Origin of the sequence: uncultured Methanobrevibacter sp., from assembly GCF_947166415.1 — an archaeon.
Lineage (GTDB): Archaea > Methanobacteriota > Methanobacteria > Methanobacteriales > Methanobacteriaceae > Methanocatella.
In genome coordinates this window covers 1-15,098 of the sequence record NZ_CAMVEE010000015.1, presented here as the reverse complement: position 1 = coordinate 15,098, position 15,098 = coordinate 1, and the positions used below count along the sequence as shown (strand labels likewise).

The window sequence follows — 15,098 nt, the reverse complement described above, 5'->3', positions numbered from 1 at the left end:
TATTTTTTCATATATTAGGTTCTAGTTTTTTAATAAGCATTCCCATAAACATGACAATCAAAGGGAAGAAGAGGGAATATATTATTAATAATAAATTTCCGGATATCAGGTCTCCCATTACGGTAGAGCCGGCCATTGCCATAATAAGTATGACGACGGGGGCTAAAATGGCTATGAATGTATAAATCAGGATGAAAGAATTTAATTTTTGCGAATATTCCTTTAATTTGATTCGGGTCTCAAATGATATGTCCTGTGCGATGACATCCAAGCTGTTTGCCAAATTTCCTCCAACTCTCAAAGTTCCGATGATTTGATGTATTGTTCTTTTAAGCCCTTCAGATTTGACCCGATGGGACATTTCCAAAAGTGATTCTTCAGTAGGCTTGCCATATTTTACTTCTTCCAGAACCCTATTGAATTCTTCAGAGAGCACCCCATAATTCGCATTTCTTATTGTATGTAGCGTGTCGTGCAATCCTTTTCCGGATTTTAACTCAATCCCCATATGTCTCAAAGCGTATGGCAGGTCCCGATTCAAATTTGCATAGCTGTTTTTCTCTTTGATTTGAGGATAATAAATGAGGAAGACACATGTCATTGATAGGAAAGTTAAATAAATTCCAGCCAGCTCCAAACCTGCAAGGATAGCAATCAAAACAAATAAAGTCACGTAAATTGGTAAAATCCTTTTTGTTAGCATGTGCTTAATCAGAATTTCTCTAGTTTCGTCTATTCTGCTTTCTTTTGAAGGATTTTCCTGTTCAAAATCAAATCTTGAAAATATTTTCGCGGTGACTTCATCGTTTTCAGGTTCATTTTTCATTTCTTTTATTGGAAATTCCCTTATTGAATCTGTCAATTTTAGAGTTATGCCTCCAACAATTATAAAGAATCTTTTTAGAATGATATCACCTGTTTAATATTACTCTGTTCAGGACTTTTTGGGGATTGTCATAGTATAATGCCAGAACTGCATTGACATCGTTTACGTTGTGGATTTTATGATTCAGCATATGTTTTAAGATAAGTTTTCTGTTTTCAATTTCCTTTGAAAGCTCATATAATGATTTGCCGCTCAAATTTGCTATCTGAGTTAATGTTTTGCTGGTTATCCCAACATTTTCAATAATGTCCTTTTCAGGATTCCATTCGTATATCCTGTTTAACTGTATGGTGTCTTCCTCAATCCCCACCACTTCTGCAACTTCGCTTATCCTCCTGTAGGCGACACCGGAGGGAGCGTAGATTCTGCTTTGCATTATAATAAAATCGATGGCTTGAATCATTATCTTTGGAACGGACATGGGTTCGGTCGTTAGTCTGGTGATGGTTTCACGAGCACTGTTTGAATGAAGGGTTCCAAATCCTGAATGGCCGGTATTCAATGCGGTGAATAATGTTGTAGCTTCATTAGCCCTGACTTCACCAACAATTATTCGGTCAGGTCTTTGCCTAAGGGAATTCTTGACCAGGTCATCCATAGTCAGTTCTCCTTTGTTTTCAGTGTTGGGAGGCCTTGTTTCCATTCTTATAACATGTTCATGAGGTATTTGAAGTTCCAATGTATCCTCAATCGTGATAATTCTTTCCTTTGGATTTATAAATGCTGATAATGCATTCAATGTCGTTGTTTTGCCGGAACTTGTCCCTCCTGAGATGATTGCATTTGCAGATTTCACTCCCAAACCGTCAAAGCACAGCCAGAAAAATGCAGCCAATTCGAGGGAAATCGTTTTTGATTTTATCAAATCAATGATGGTCAATGGGTCTTTTTTGAATTTACGGATGGTTAAGGAGGGTCCATCTGCCGAAACTGGGGGAATTGTTGCATTGATTCTTGAACCGTCCATCAATCTGCCGTCTAAAATTGGTGATTCCTGATCGATTCGCCTATTGATTTGGCGCGCCATGGAATCAATCAGATCCAACAGCTCCCGCTCATTTTCGAATTCGGCATTTGTTCTCATCATACCGTATTTTCTGTGATAGACAAAAATGGGCTTATTGACTCCAATTACCATTATTTCTTCTAGATCATCGTCCTGAATCAATGAATCGATTTTCCCATATCCAATTATGTCTCGAAGTAATTTTCCAGATAATTCATGTAGGTAGTCATTAGATATGTTGCCGGACAGTCTGTTGAACAGAAATGATTTTATGTCACTGTACAGCTTTTCCTCGTCGGCTTGGAAATTTTCACCGCTTGAGACTGCCATGTCCACTAATGTTTCACGGATTTCATTTAAAATAATTTTTTCCTCAGGAGTGTAATTTTGTTTAAGGATATTATATTGTGGTATCACATTATTATTGCTTAAATCGTGCTTATTTTTCATTTTAATAACCTGCAAATCGTTTTTTGATATTATTGGGGTTGGTAATACTAATTAATAAAGTTTTTATTACTTTCAAAAGCATAATTATTGAGTTAAAACAATAATATAATATTGAATAATTGTGGGGTTTACTATGATAACCAAAGAAAATCTAAATGAGAATATTGAAGCAATAAAAGAATGTGAAAACTGTCAAGATATTCAGATAAAAAAGTTTTCTCCGATAATGGACTATGATGATTTCGACAATTTGGATGATGATTTCATGAGATGCACATGCGGAAAAAGGCCAATTGATATAGTGATGGCACATATTCTAAAAATCATGATTGAGGAGGGAATCGTCAGAGAAAAGGCAACTCTCAGGAGAAATTCGCCGGTGCCGTTATCAACATTCTATTACAGTAGCTTAAACCCACAATTCATAGGAAATGAAATGTTGATATTGCTTCACCCTGATTTTAACGATGCTGTTGCCGCAAGGCTGATGAACGAAGTTTCAGAAGTTAAAGGGGTTTTGAAAGGAAGTCCCTCTGATGTTGCCGGTCAGTTTGACAAAGATTCCGACATCAGCCACTTCGAATTGCTTCAGGGAAACGATGAACAAACAAATGTTGTCAGGACACTGCTTGGTGAAAAGCTTATTTTGACCAAAAACCAGTCCAAAAGCCATATTGAAGTTGCAATGACCACTGAAACTAAACTGGTAAAACTGCACAATTATCTTGAAAACAACAAAATCAGCCCTGCAGTAGCTATTGATGGGATGTGTGGTGGGGGAGCCATAGGAATTTATTTATTGAAATACGGATTTGAAAAGGTGATTTTCAACGACATCTATCCTGAAGCAATTGAAACACTAAAAAGAAACTTAAAACTCAATGAAATCACCGAAGGATTTGAAATACATAACGAACCATTTGAGGATTTGGATGTGGGCAATGCTGAACTGTGCGTCATTGACGCATTTCCTGGTTCAGACATTTCTGAGATAACCGAAAAGGCAGAAAAAATAGCAAACAACGTATTGGTTATCTAGAAAAACATCTGCATATAAATTACAATTGCAGGAATGATTAAAACACCCATAAGATGGGACTTTCCAACTCCAATGTAATGGGGAAGGAGTCCCAGTGCAGTCGATGTGACTAAAGCGAGGGTCATGTAGAAAATTGGGCCCTGATAATAAATGATGAAGACGTATAGGATTAAGATCTGAAGCAGAACAACCCCTATTGACAGTTTCTTATAATCAATACCATCCATTATTTTTGAAAATGAATCGCCCAATTTCAAGGATATTGCTAAAGATACAGATACTGCAAGGAGTGATGCGAAAATAAATATTATCAGGTGATTCAATGTCATTTCAGATATCAGATAGGACATGTAGACTGCAATTCCGCTTCTTGGATTTCCTATGATGTAAATGGCAATCAATGAAAAAAGACAATCTGATATGTTCAGTCCAGAAGTTGCAAGTAAAAAATTGACGGTATCATCATCGCTGTTATCGTCTGTTCCACTTGCTGCCTGTGCAATGACTGTCCCTTGGGCAGGTCCAAAACCCGGAAGAAAACCCAATATCGCGCCGGTTATTCCTCCTGCAAATATACTTTTCATTTTGTCGAAATTCAGATTCAGCTCATAAAACTTGTTTTGATGGGGTATTGTTGAGGAGTCATTTAGGCTAAACAAGATAGTGCTTATTCCAAACAGTCCTGAAAATGTGCACATCATTGAAATTCCGGAGGAGATTGGTGTTTGAAATATAGTCCAGCCCAGAATTCCGGATAGTGTGAAGAGAAGCAGGGACCATACAAAATCCCTTCGGGAGCTTGTCAAGTGGTATGTCAGATAAATCGATGCGACCAATAGGATAATCCATGTAAACGGTTTTGTAAATTCATGCAAAATCGGAAGGGCAACTGCAAAAATCGGAAGCATTGCTATTGTCACTATAATCGCTCCGAATCCTCCAACAGAAACGATTCTTATCACTTCTTTTGATCTGCCCTGGAGAACCATCCGATGTCCAGGAAGAATTGATGTTGCAGTTCCCTCTTGCGGCACTCCCAAAAGCATAGATGGGATAAATTCAATCAGAGCATGAGCTATGGACATCGAAACCATTACAACACAAAGAAATTCTGCAGACAATGCCTGAAGCAGAACGGCTGAAGAAGCAAAGAGTATTGCGCCAGCCGTATTGACATGTATTCCAGGTATCATCCCGGTTAACGTTCCGATTGATATGCCTATAAAACAAGCAATGACTAATTCTATCATAGCTATTAATTGTATGAGCTGTAATTTAAGCTTTGTTGAAGCTAATATTGAAAAATTAAGTGATTTTTAATTATTTATTTTATTAATCGGTATTTAAAAACGATAAGTATAATAGTATATAATTTGTTTATATATTATTATGTCAAAAGCAAAAGAGATAGTCGTTTTTTTAGTTGCATTATTAATTTTCATTTTGATAGTTGGATTCGTTGTGGGTACCGTATCCAATATGATTTTCCCGCCTTCCAGGGCAGTTTATGGTGAAAAGGTTGTTGAGGACATTGGGGGAGATGGCATATTGGTTGCCACTTTGGACAATTGCGTTAAAGTTGGCGAGAAGAACATTCCTGATGGCTATTTCGACACCAACAAGATAACTAATCTGTCTTGGAGCGATGCAAAAAACATCTCTTATGTTGACACTTCGGGTGATAAAGGGTATATGATTGTTTGGAAGGTAGATCCTAGCAGGTATAGTGTTTTTAATCATGACAAGATATTATACATATCAGATTATGTCACTGGAAGTGATGGTGGATTGTGCTTCATGGAATACAGTCCAAAAACAGAAAGCATATATGGAATTATCATTAATTCTGATAAGATTACCTATTCCGAATCCAAACTGTTATATCATATTCTTGATTTGGATAAAAATGAGTTTTTCCCAACTTACCAGACTCAATCAACATATTATTCAAGTTCTGGCAGCGGGCACAGTCATTATGGAGGGGTTGATGATTCTCCATACACCATAGCGGAACGGGATCCTGACTGGTACTATGACCATTATGATTATGGTGATAATGATTATATCGATGAATATCTCGTATCCGACGGATATGATTAGAAATGTTTTCTGTTGAAATACAATGATTTTAAGGACAATTCAGATAGTGTTTTGAACAATTCATCACGTGAAATGTCCAGTTCTTCACAAATCATTTCATCCCATTCTAATTCTTTTCTTTCTAAAAATTGGGCTGTTTCGATTCCCTTTTGGGTCAATGCAATTTTATAGGCTCTTTTATTGTTTTCATCTATTTCTCTTGTTATCAATCCTTTTTCTTCAAAATCTTTAAAAGCCCTTGAAACTCCGCTTCTGTCCATTAAGCAGGCTTTTGCAATGTCAGATTGGTTGGTTCCCATTTCATGATATAAAAACATCAACATGTAATATTGGCTCGGCAAAATTTCAGTTTCGTTTTTAATATGCTTATTTATGTAAAAATCATGTGTTTTGGACAATGAAATCAAATAGCAAATCAGATGCGGCGCATCCTTCATAATGTCTTCATAGTCTATCATTCAATCACCGTTACTATGTTTGGGTGTTAAATGATTTAAATGTTGTTTTATTCAACATTCTTTAAAGACTTAAATAGTATTAGTAACAATATATGCACATTATATGGGTGATTTCAATGGATAGGAAAATCATTATGCTGCTGGTTTTTGTTTCTGTTTGTTTATTGTTGACCGCACCGGCATTCGCTAAAGAGAATGTCAAAGTCAAAATCAGTTCTGATAATGGTAACGGTAATAACGGTTACATCACAATTAAATTGGTTGATAGTCATGGAAAATCTATAAAAAGTAAGGGGACCATTCATTATAATATCACAGACAAATATGGAAATTATAAATGGGCATATAAGCCTTATAGTGAAATCCGATTGAAATATGATCCTGGAATGTACAATGTAAATGTCAAATTCGACGGCGATTCCCATTATAAAACCGCCGAGAAAACCGACATAGTCACGGTATATTCTAAAAATTCTTTTAATCCATATACCTATTATGATGACCATCATTGGGGTCTGAATCAGGAAATCGATGATTATATTGAGTATAATTATTGGGATGAGGAAATATATGATGATGCCTCAACTTATGATGGCGAGGGTCCTTAAAGATTATTTTTTTTAAAAAAGAGGGGATTAATTGGTGTTTAATATATGGAGGAGAGTTAAACACCAATTGCGTGTTTTTGGAAATCCCGTCCAAAGATTTCCCGAATATTAAATTAGAAAATTGTGAAAGCTAATTTAATATTTGTCTATATTTGGAGATTTTATTGTTTTTTGACTAATAAATAATGTTTGTTAAAGCAATGTTTAGGCATAATTTAGGTGTGCCTAAATTTCATCACTTGTATTAAATGTTGATCATCATAGTATATAAACCTTTCTAATTTTTAGGCGTACCTAAATTTTAAATTATTTGGTATGCCTAAATATTTATATATCATAAAATCATAATAATAAATTATGTTTAGGTTAACCTAATTTTTGATATATTCGGTATGGACTTAAACTAAAAATAATTTTTTTAGTGTATAAATTACCTTTATTTAAATAAATGTAATTTATCGAAGTTAAATAAAAAGGGAGAATGGTTAATGACAAAATTAATTGTAGGATTAGCAGGAAACCCTAACGTGGGTAAAACTACTGTATTCAATCAATTAACTGGTATGCGTCAACATGTAGGTAACTGGCCTGGAAAAACCGTTGAAAGGGCGGAAGGTCATTTTAAACATGGAAGTTATGAGTATGATGTTGTCGATTTGCCAGGTAATTATGCATTAAGCGCTCATTCTATGGAAGAAATCGTTTCAAGAGATTTCATTGTAGATGACGATTCTGATGTGATTGTCAATGTGGTTGATGCTGCTAATCTGGAGCGTAATTTATATTTAACAGTTCAAATGATGGAATTGGGTGCTAACTTGGTAATGGCACTTAACATGAATGATTTTGCAAAGAAAAAAGAGCACATAATTGATATTCCATTGATGAGTGAACTTTTAGGGTTCCCAGTTGTGGAAATTAATGCGAAAACAAAAGACGGTTTTGAAGATTTATTGAATGCTGTTGAAAAAGCCGCTAAAAATCCTGTTGACTCTAGTGAAAAGTTAGCTTACAGCAATGATATTAAAGGACATTTATCTGAGCTTCAGGCCGTTATTGAAAAGGACAGCAATCTATTGGATGTTCCTTCAATCTGGACTGCCATCAAATTATTAGAAAAAGATTCTATTGTAATTCAAAAAGTTCAACAGTCCAGTTATGGATCCAAAATATTGGTTGAAGTGGATAAAGTAAGTAAACATTTGCATGATGTTTATAAGGAAGGTCCTGAAGAGGTCATTGCAAATGCAAGATATGCATTTATCGATGGGTTAATGGCCGAAGCTGTTAAAAGACCTGCTGTTGAAAAAGAGACTACTACTGATAAAATTGATAAGATTGTGACTAACAGGATTTTAGCCCCATTCATATTTATTATTATAATGTGGGTGATGTTCCAATTAACATTTACTATCGGAGCTCCTTTCCAGGATATGATTGACCAGGCATTCGGCGCTTTAGGTGAATTCATTGGAGGATTTATTGCAAACGAATATCTTGCATCATTCATCTGTGATGGTATCATAGGTGGAGTAGGTGGTGTTCTCACTTTCTTGCCAATTATTATTCTCATGTTCCTGTTCTTAAGTATATTGGAGGACTGTGGTTACTTGGCAAGGGCTGCTTTCACTTTAGATAAACTCATGCACAAGATTGTAGGTCTTCACGGTAAAGCTTTCATCCCTATGATTTTAGGATTCGGATGTGGTGTTCCAGCTATCATGGCAACAAGAACCATGGAAAATGAAGGGGACCGTATGCTTGCTATGATGCTTGTTCCGTTCATGTCATGTACTGCAAGATTGCCTATCTATGCTATTTTCATAGGAGCATTTTTCGCTGACAATCAAGGTAACGTATTGCTTGCAATCTATTTATTAGGTATTGCTGTTGCACTTATTGTTGCAGCTATCCTTAAGAGGACATTATTCAAAGGACTATCAACTCCATTTGTTATGGAATTGCCGACTTATAAAATACCATCCATCAAAGGTGTATTATTACACACCTGGGAAAAAGTAAAAGGATTCTTAAGAAAAGCAGGTACAATCATTCTTGCTTGTTCAATCGTTTTATGGGCATTAAGCATTTTCCCATTGGGTGTTGAATACGGATCTGCTCAAAGTGTATTAGGTATGATAGGTAACGTTATTGCACCAATCTTTGCTCCTTTAGGATTCGGAACTTGGCAAGCTGCTGTGGCAATCATTGCCGGTTTGGCTGCTAAAGAAGTTGTTGTTGCAACCTTCGGTACTCTTGCAGGTATGGAAGAGGATGACGAAGAAGGTATTACCAGTTTGGTACATGATACTTTCACCCCATTGTCCGCGTTTTCATTCATGGCATTTACCTTGTTGTACACCCCATGTTTCGCAGCTATCGGTGCAATCAAACAGGAAACAAACAGTTATAAATGGGCGGCAACTATGTGTGCCATTACTTTAGTGACTGCATATATAGTTTCATTCTTGATTTTCAACATTGGAAAATTAGCAGGATTCGGATAGTGATGATATGCGCAGTAAAAGCGGAATAAAAGGCGTAAAAATTCCAAAAAAGGATGATGATTAGATTTTCTAATTATCATTTTTTTTAAATTTTTAGCCATAACTAAATATTTATATAGTTGTTATTATAGAATATAATATAACGAATTTTTGTATACCTAAAAATTAATGCATATGGTGATATTATGGCAAGGACATTAAAAGATGTTAAACCTGGTGAAACAGTAACTTTGGTTAAGTATCATGACACTGGGGATGTCGATTTAAGAAGACATTTGTTAGGTATGGGTTTCGTTAAAGGAGCTAAAATTCAAGTTAAAAAAGTAGCTACCTTGGGAGATCCAATTGAAATGACTATTAAAGGATATGACGTATGTCTTCGTAAGGAAGAAGCTGAAAATATTGAAGTGGAATAACTTCAATGTTTTTATTTATTTTTTTTAAACTGATTTTATTAACGGTGTTATATAATGAAATGCAGAATGTGCGGTTTTGAATTTGATGAAACCCAATTGGAAAATCGTGGATGTTCCAGTTGTGGGAAGCATGGGTGTAACAGCATTCATTGCCCTAATTGTGGCTTTGCAAATTCACCTGAGCTGGACCAGGAATTCGAATTCATTAAAAAATTAAAAAATAAGTTAAAAGGTAAAAATGCAACAAATTAATCATTTTTAGCTTTTAATATTTCCTCTACTGTTTCTTCAATGCTGATTTTTTCTGTATCAACATCCAATCCATTTTCTTTCAATTTATATAAAATCTCTGTAGTTATCGGAGCTTTTAAATGAGCTTTTTTTAATAATTCCTTATCTGAAAATATTTGGTGCTTGTCTCCTTCAGCGATTATTTCACCACCATACAAAACGAATATCTTGTATGCAAAGTGGTTTACCATCTCTATGTCGTGTGATGAAATGACGATGCTTATTCCTTCTTCATTTAGGTTATTCAATATGTTCAGTACCTTATCAACACCTTCAGGGTCAAGTCCTGCAGTCGGTTCATCAAGAATCATTATTTCAGGTCTCATTGCAATAATGCCTGCAATTGCAACCCTTTTCTGCTGACCTCCACTCAAGTGGTGAGGTGTCTTGTCTTCAAAGCCGGACATTCCAACCATTTCCAAGGATTCCTTGATTCTTTTTTCGACTTCATCATAGTCAAGACCAAGATTCATAGGTCCAAAAGCAATATCTTCCTTGACTGTAGGTGCAAACAGCTGGTCATTTGGATCCTGGAACACTATTCCTACTTTTTGCCTAACCTTTAGCAGTTCGTCCCTTTCAAAAACTATCTTTTCGCCGTCCACTTCAACATGGCCAGAGGTAGGTTCGCTCAAACCGTTGAAATGTGAGAATAATGTTGATTTTCCAGCACCATTAGGTCCCATAATGGCTATCTTTTCTCCCTTTCTGATTTTAATGTTTACATTTTTCAAAGCTTGAGTACCGTCGGGATATGTAAAAGTTAAGTTTTTTGTTTCCAAATGTATATGTTCCATTATTTCACCTAATTAATTGCTAAATTCTGACCGAAGTAACCTAATTGTCCACCATATTTGAATAGGATTATTTCAAGGACTATTACAACTACAATAATTATTATTAGATAAGCGTAATCGCTGCGTTCAGGGGATTTCTTTTCGCTGAACATTTCAGATGCATCGGAAAAGCCACGGCTCACCATACTTTTATGAACTCTTTCTCCCTGTTCATATGACTTTAAAAACATCATGCCTATTGTATATCCGACCTGCTTCACTCTCCATTTGTAGGGAGTGTTTTTGGAGTGGATACTGAAGTTTCTTGATTTTTGGCTTTTTCTGATTGCCGCAAGTTCATCGACAAACAGAAACAAGAACCTAACCATGATTGACAGTATCATAGCCAAATCCCTTGGCATCTTCAGCTTTCTAAAGGAGCTGGCCATTTCCTGCAGGGGTGTTGTTGATGAGTATATGATGATTGCAGTTAAACAAACAATCATACGTACAAGCAGCAGAATCGCCCAATTCAATCCGACGTCAGTAACATGCAGCCATGAATAACTCCAGAGTATGTTTCCCGGCTGAATGAATGGCTGGAATATGATGATTGCTCCACCGAAAGGAAGCAACATCAATAGCCTTTTTGCAGAATCTATGTATGACAAGTCGGCTATTTTTAAAATAATCAATAACAGTATTTCCAGTATTATGGGTATGAAAATCTCTTTTGAAACAACGCAAACAAGAATTATGAATATGGTTGAAATTAATTTTATTCGTCCTTCAAGATTGTGGATGGGACTGTTTTTTGATGCCAAATCATCAAATCTCATTATCTGCGTTATGTCTACCATGGTTATTCACTACTATAATATTAAAAATTAGTAATATATTATTATTTTGTCATGTCAATTTCAGAAAATTTCAATTACTTTTAAAAAAAGGGAAAATAGAAATTAAATAATTTAATTTCTATCTGTTTCTAACAATTTCTGCAACTCCGTATCCTACTACCAAGGTCAATATTGCACCTATCACAAGGGCTACAATTTGTAATGCTTGGTTATCAGGATCGTTTGCAAATGCATAATCTGGGAATACCGCATTAGGAATTCCTTTGATTTCTTCGATTGAGAAGTCTTCTGCAAGTCCAGAATCTTCTGCAGATTTTTCAAGACCATCTGGGTCACCGGATGCAATATATGGTGAAAGACAGCAAATTACAATACAAATGACCACTGCAACAACAATTAAATATGTATCTTTTTTATCCATTTTATGCATCTCCTTCACTTTTATTCCATGCAAGCAAATCTGGTCTGAATTTGTCTAGGGCGACAAGAACGATTACGGTTAATACTGCTTCGATTATTCCAATAAAGAAGTGGTATAATACCATTGATGGAATGCCCACGTTTACAGGGAAAGTTCCAGCTATTGCCATTTCAATTGCACAAGCTAAAGCTGCAATTACGGTAGCTAACCATGCTCCGATTCCGGCAGCAGGATATTTTCCAATTGTTCCTTGTAAGAATTTAAAGGTGTATAATCCAACAAATCCTCCAATTATTGCCATATTCAATACATTTGCACCTAATGCAGTAATTCCTCCGTCTCCGAAGATGAGAGCTTGAATAAGTAGTACTACGGTAAATACTAAAACAGCCGCTTCAGGAGCAAGGAATACAATTGCTACTAATGCTCCCCCAACCATATGTCCACTTGTACCGAATGGAATTGGCATGTTCATGGACATGATTGCAAAGATACCGGCAGCAAGCACAGCTAAGAGAGGTATACGTTTTTCATCTAAATTAGATCTTGCCCATTTCACAGAGAAGTATAATGCAACAATCAATATTACATAGTATACTAGACATTGTGCAATAGGTATAAATCCGTCAGGTATATGCAATTTCATTCCTCCATTTATGTAAAGTAATACTTTTTTCCAGTTTATTTAAATACTGAGTATTAACAAAAAGTATTATTTTCATTTGTTTTTAGTAATATCAAGTTAATTGGGAGTTTTATTAAATTTAAAGGTTAACAAAACATTATTGTAGCTTGACATTTAATATTTAAATGTTATAGCCATATATAAAGGTTATTAAAGTAATACTTTTTAGTATTATTCTTTAAATTTAGTAATACAAAATGGTTAAAAAATATGCTAATTTCTTGATTTTACAAGGTAGGTTAAATAGATAAAAATAGCTATTGTGAAATATAGTAAAACCTGAATGTCCAATATTCCAGTTTCAATGCCTAAAATAGAATAAGTTAAAATTAGGCTGTATAATCCGATATAAAAATAGTTTTTGGTGGCTCTCATTATTTTAAATCCTATGCCTAAGATGAATCCTAAAGCACACATCTCAACTCCAACTCCAACCTTTCCGAAGTCGACCACCATCTGCCCAATCAATGTCGGGGTTATTGTAACTTCGCTTCTCCATGCAATCAACTTTCCAACCAGCATCCTAGGTCCAAGGTCACTTCCAGGAATGGAGCTTGCCAAAAGATGTCCATGCAGCATGCCGAAAGTTCCACCAATCCTGTCAAGCAGATTCAAAACGTGCAATGTAAAATCTGCCCTGTTTTGCAAACTGGCAATTGGGCTGGTTGCTGTGGTCAGTGTTAACTCTTTAATTGATCTAAAATATCCAATTCCTATGATTGCACATACACCAATTAATGCTCCAACTATAACTTCCCATGGTGAAACGATATTTCCAAAGTAACCTATCATTATTATGATGAGAAATGATGCAAGTAGTGGTGTCCTATACCCTAAAGTCAATAATATTGCACAGTCTATGATGAGCAATAATAGGAATCTGAATCTTGTTTGCTGGCGTGTGATTTTTTCATCCTGATAATCCTTAAGATAAACGCTGGCTATTAAACAGGTTGCAGGTATGATTAGGAATACTGGCATGGTGAATGCAGGTTTTAGCAGATACCTTATTGAAGGTTTCAATATTGGAATTCCGCCAACTGAAGCTATGCTGATGAAGAAAAACAAGATGCTCACAATCATCAGGCAGAATCCGATTGAATACATATCGTTTCTATTAAATTCGATAGCGATTTTGCCGTCATTTTTTAGGAAAAATCTTGGAAGTACGGCACATCCGATAAAAAAAGAGACAAATCCGATGGCCAATGTAACTGCAAGGCTATTGCTAACTGAATTTAAGGACAGTAACAGGAATATGGAAAATAAGAAAATGACTAGTAGTGGATTAAAGACATGACTTTTGATGATATAACTTCTATTTAAAAAATTCAAGAAATTCTCGTTTGGATAAAACTTTTTGAAGTAGCTGTTGAGCCATTCAGTTTCCAAACGTGACAAAACTGAAAAAATGGTTGTAAATAGAAATGTTTTGTGAAATTCGTCACTGATTCTATTTACGATTGAAGTTAATGCAGAATAAATCAGGCTCATAATTCACACTACTTAAATTTTTGTATGTTCATAACATCGTAGTTATTTTTAATTGCATTTAATTGGCTATCGCTACAATCATAGATTCTAATTGTAATATCATCTGTTATTCCGTTGAAATTTCCTAGAATAGAATTGCCGATTTTGATATTTTCATCATTTGCTCTTGTCAAAATAAGCTGGTTTTCAAGTACATTTGAGGTGGCAATAGATGATCTTTTGTCACGAGCGTTTAGTTCATTGTTAATCTCTTGAATTTTCAGGTAGTCAATGGAATCTGTTGCAATCTTTGTGGTAAGTTCATAGTCGGTATTTTCCGGGATTTTACTGACTAAATCGTCTAATGAAGTTATATTTTTAGGTTTTATTTTAAATTCAACAAGATTGTCATATTTTGTATTGTTGCTTTCAAGAGTAATTGTATCGATATAAACATCAGCTTCAGGAATGCTTTTGTAGACTCCTAAAAGGTAAGTTTGATTGTTTGAGTCAAGCAGGATTTTGACATTTGATCCGCCGTTGTCATCTATCCATTTCACAGTACCGTTCAGGGATACCTCTTCACTGTTGCTTGCATTTAAACCGTCAACATAGGCCCAAACAATATTTCCCTCTTTATAATTTGAAAAATAGGTATCAGGTATTTTATTGATGGTTGACGCATCAAATGCTGTTTTTTCCAGATGGTTGGAATCGTCAGTAGTGATGTGTATAAATGCAAATATTACGGCGCAAATGACTAGTATTATAATAATATAATCAATTAAAGAAAATTTTTTCATGCTTAAACCTATTAATCTTCATATATTGCTCCAACGGGGCAAACGTCAATACATTCTCCACAGGAATCACATTTGTCATTGTCAATGACGATAGTGAAAGCCTTTTTCACGATAGCTTCTTCCATACAAACATCAATACAATCTTCACAAACTCCACATTCTTCCATATCCACTTGCAATGAATTCACCATCTTTTCAATGAATTTAAAAATATATCTCTATATCTATTTTAATTCAACTTAATATTTATATATTGCATAATCAAAAATTAAAATATATTTTTTGATATTTTCTGAAGATACTATTTAAAGGATAGTAA

At 35.1% G+C, this 15,098-nt stretch carries 17 protein-coding genes; 6 read left to right on the top strand and 11 right to left on the bottom strand.

Going from position 1 to position 15,098, the window contains the following annotated elements:
- Positions 1–7: 7 nt before the first annotated feature.
- The gene (locus Q0W25_RS04580) at positions 8–862 is read right to left on the bottom strand and encodes a type II secretion system F family protein (RefSeq protein ID WP_298519466.1); all 855 of its coding nucleotides are present in this window, start codon (positions 860–862) and stop codon (positions 8–10) included.
- A gap of 49 nt (positions 863–911) precedes the next feature.
- Positions 912–2,342 (bottom strand): CpaF family protein, encoded by a 1,431-nt coding sequence (locus Q0W25_RS04575; protein WP_298519463.1) that lies wholly within the window; start codon positions 2,340–2,342, stop codon positions 912–914.
- A 133-nt stretch (positions 2,343–2,475) separates the two neighbouring features.
- Between Q0W25_RS04575 and Q0W25_RS04570 the strand changes: the two genes are divergently transcribed.
- The gene (locus tag Q0W25_RS04570; RefSeq protein WP_297826468.1) at positions 2,476–3,381 is read left to right on the top strand and encodes a 50S ribosomal protein L11 methyltransferase; all 906 of its coding nucleotides are present in this window, start codon (positions 2,476–2,478) and stop codon (positions 3,379–3,381) included.
- On the opposite strand, the gene Q0W25_RS04565 is transcribed toward Q0W25_RS04570, so the two are convergent.
- Complete coding sequence (locus tag Q0W25_RS04565) at positions 3,378–4,631, bottom strand: tripartite tricarboxylate transporter permease (protein ID WP_298519460.1); 1,254 nt, start codon at positions 4,629–4,631, stop codon at positions 3,378–3,380. The genes Q0W25_RS04570 and Q0W25_RS04565 overlap by 4 nt on opposite strands.
- A gap of 139 nt (positions 4,632–4,770) precedes the next feature.
- On the opposite strand from Q0W25_RS04565, the gene Q0W25_RS04560 reads away from it, so the two are divergent.
- Entirely contained in the window at positions 4,771–5,481 is a 711-nt protein-coding gene (locus Q0W25_RS04560; RefSeq protein ID WP_298519457.1) for a hypothetical protein, read from the top strand.
- Here Q0W25_RS04560 and Q0W25_RS04555 read toward each other — a convergent pair.
- On the bottom strand, positions 5,478–5,939 hold the full coding sequence (locus Q0W25_RS04555; protein ID WP_298519454.1) for a MarR family winged helix-turn-helix transcriptional regulator: 462 nt from the start codon (positions 5,937–5,939) through the stop codon (positions 5,478–5,480). The genes Q0W25_RS04560 and Q0W25_RS04555 overlap by 4 nt on opposite strands.
- Positions 5,940–6,055: 116 nt before the next feature.
- Here Q0W25_RS04555 and Q0W25_RS04550 point away from each other — a divergent pair, with 116 nt between their 5' ends.
- The 4 genes from Q0W25_RS04550 to Q0W25_RS04535 all read left to right on the top strand — a co-directional run bounded on the left by Q0W25_RS04550 (position 6,056) and on the right by Q0W25_RS04535 (position 9,722).
- Complete coding sequence (locus Q0W25_RS04550; protein WP_298519451.1) at positions 6,056–6,547, top strand: hypothetical protein; 492 nt, start codon at positions 6,056–6,058, stop codon at positions 6,545–6,547.
- Positions 6,548–7,035: 488 nt separating this feature from the next.
- The gene (gene feoB, locus Q0W25_RS04545; protein ID WP_298519448.1) at positions 7,036–9,054 is read left to right on the top strand and encodes a ferrous iron transport protein B; all 2,019 of its coding nucleotides are present in this window, start codon (positions 7,036–7,038) and stop codon (positions 9,052–9,054) included.
- Between the two features lie 185 nt (positions 9,055–9,239).
- Complete coding sequence (locus Q0W25_RS04540) at positions 9,240–9,470, top strand: FeoA family protein (RefSeq protein WP_297826451.1); 231 nt, start codon at positions 9,240–9,242, stop codon at positions 9,468–9,470.
- A gap of 54 nt (positions 9,471–9,524) precedes the next feature.
- On the top strand, positions 9,525–9,722 hold the full coding sequence (locus Q0W25_RS04535; protein ID WP_297826448.1) for a hypothetical protein: 198 nt from the start codon (positions 9,525–9,527) through the stop codon (positions 9,720–9,722).
- Here the strand turns inward: Q0W25_RS04535 and Q0W25_RS04530 are convergent.
- The 7 genes from Q0W25_RS04530 to Q0W25_RS04500 all read right to left on the bottom strand — a co-directional run bounded on the left by Q0W25_RS04530 (position 9,719) and on the right by Q0W25_RS04500 (position 14,958).
- On the bottom strand, positions 9,719–10,558 hold the full coding sequence (locus Q0W25_RS04530) for an ATP-binding cassette domain-containing protein (RefSeq protein WP_298519444.1): 840 nt from the start codon (positions 10,556–10,558) through the stop codon (positions 9,719–9,721). The genes Q0W25_RS04535 and Q0W25_RS04530 overlap by 4 nt on opposite strands.
- Before the next feature lie 8 nt (positions 10,559–10,566).
- Positions 10,567–11,397: a cobalt ECF transporter T component CbiQ gene (cbiQ, locus tag Q0W25_RS04525; protein WP_298519441.1), complete on the bottom strand. Its 831-nt coding sequence runs from the start codon at positions 11,395–11,397 to the stop codon at positions 10,567–10,569.
- A 118-nt stretch (positions 11,398–11,515) separates the two neighbouring features.
- A complete protein-coding gene (locus Q0W25_RS04520) occupies positions 11,516–11,818 on the bottom strand; it encodes a PDGLE domain-containing protein (protein WP_298519438.1) in 303 nt (100 codons plus the stop codon).
- Position 11,819: 1 nt separating this feature from the next.
- Positions 11,820–12,458 carry a cobalt transporter CbiM gene (gene cbiM / locus Q0W25_RS04515; protein ID WP_297826487.1) on the bottom strand — a complete coding sequence of 213 codons (639 nt, stop codon included), beginning with the start codon at positions 12,456–12,458 and terminating at the stop codon, positions 11,820–11,822.
- Between the two features lie 258 nt (positions 12,459–12,716).
- Positions 12,717–13,997 (bottom strand): oligosaccharide repeat unit polymerase family protein, encoded by a 1,281-nt coding sequence (locus Q0W25_RS04510; protein ID WP_298519435.1) that lies wholly within the window; start codon positions 13,995–13,997, stop codon positions 12,717–12,719.
- Between the two features lie 8 nt (positions 13,998–14,005).
- Positions 14,006–14,779: an adhesin gene (locus tag Q0W25_RS04505; RefSeq protein WP_298519432.1), complete on the bottom strand. Its 774-nt coding sequence runs from the start codon at positions 14,777–14,779 to the stop codon at positions 14,006–14,008.
- Positions 14,780–14,790: 11 nt separating this feature from the next.
- Complete coding sequence (locus Q0W25_RS04500; protein WP_367269923.1) at positions 14,791–14,958, bottom strand: 4Fe-4S binding protein; 168 nt, start codon at positions 14,956–14,958, stop codon at positions 14,791–14,793.
- Positions 14,959–15,098 lie beyond the last annotated feature (140 nt).

What these genes read in the sequence shown, in the direction of transcription:
- Q0W25_RS04540 (WP_297826451.1), top strand. Translation starts at nt 9,240, where the DNA reads ATGGCAAGGACATTAAAAGATGTTAAACCTGGTGAAACAGTAACTTTG.
- Q0W25_RS04505 (WP_298519432.1), bottom strand. Translation starts at nt 14,779, where the DNA reads ATGAAAAAATTTTCTTTAATTGATTATATTATTATAATACTAGTCATT.
- Q0W25_RS04575 (WP_298519463.1), bottom strand. Translation starts at nt 2,342, where the DNA reads ATGAAAAATAAGCACGATTTAAGCAATAATAATGTGATACCACAATAT.
- Q0W25_RS04520 (WP_298519438.1), bottom strand. Translation starts at nt 11,818, where the DNA reads ATGGATAAAAAAGATACATATTTAATTGTTGTTGCAGTGGTCATTTGT.
- Q0W25_RS04510 (WP_298519435.1), bottom strand. Translation starts at nt 13,997, where the DNA reads ATGAGCCTGATTTATTCTGCATTAACTTCAATCGTAAATAGAATCAGT.
- Q0W25_RS04565 (WP_298519460.1), bottom strand. Translation starts at nt 4,631, where the DNA reads ATGATAGAATTAGTCATTGCTTGTTTTATAGGCATATCAATCGGAACG.
- Q0W25_RS04550 (WP_298519451.1), top strand. Translation starts at nt 6,056, where the DNA reads ATGGATAGGAAAATCATTATGCTGCTGGTTTTTGTTTCTGTTTGTTTA.
- cbiQ (WP_298519441.1), bottom strand. Translation starts at nt 11,397, where the DNA reads ATGGTAGACATAACGCAGATAATGAGATTTGATGATTTGGCATCAAAA.
- Q0W25_RS04560 (WP_298519457.1), top strand. Translation starts at nt 4,771, where the DNA reads ATGTCAAAAGCAAAAGAGATAGTCGTTTTTTTAGTTGCATTATTAATT.
- feoB (WP_298519448.1), top strand. Translation starts at nt 7,036, where the DNA reads ATGACAAAATTAATTGTAGGATTAGCAGGAAACCCTAACGTGGGTAAA.
- Q0W25_RS04570 (WP_297826468.1), top strand. Translation starts at nt 2,476, where the DNA reads ATGATAACCAAAGAAAATCTAAATGAGAATATTGAAGCAATAAAAGAA.
- Q0W25_RS04530 (WP_298519444.1), bottom strand. Translation starts at nt 10,558, where the DNA reads ATGGAACATATACATTTGGAAACAAAAAACTTAACTTTTACATATCCC.
- Q0W25_RS04535 (WP_297826448.1), top strand. Translation starts at nt 9,525, where the DNA reads ATGAAATGCAGAATGTGCGGTTTTGAATTTGATGAAACCCAATTGGAA.
- Q0W25_RS04555 (WP_298519454.1), bottom strand. Translation starts at nt 5,939, where the DNA reads ATGATAGACTATGAAGACATTATGAAGGATGCGCCGCATCTGATTTGC.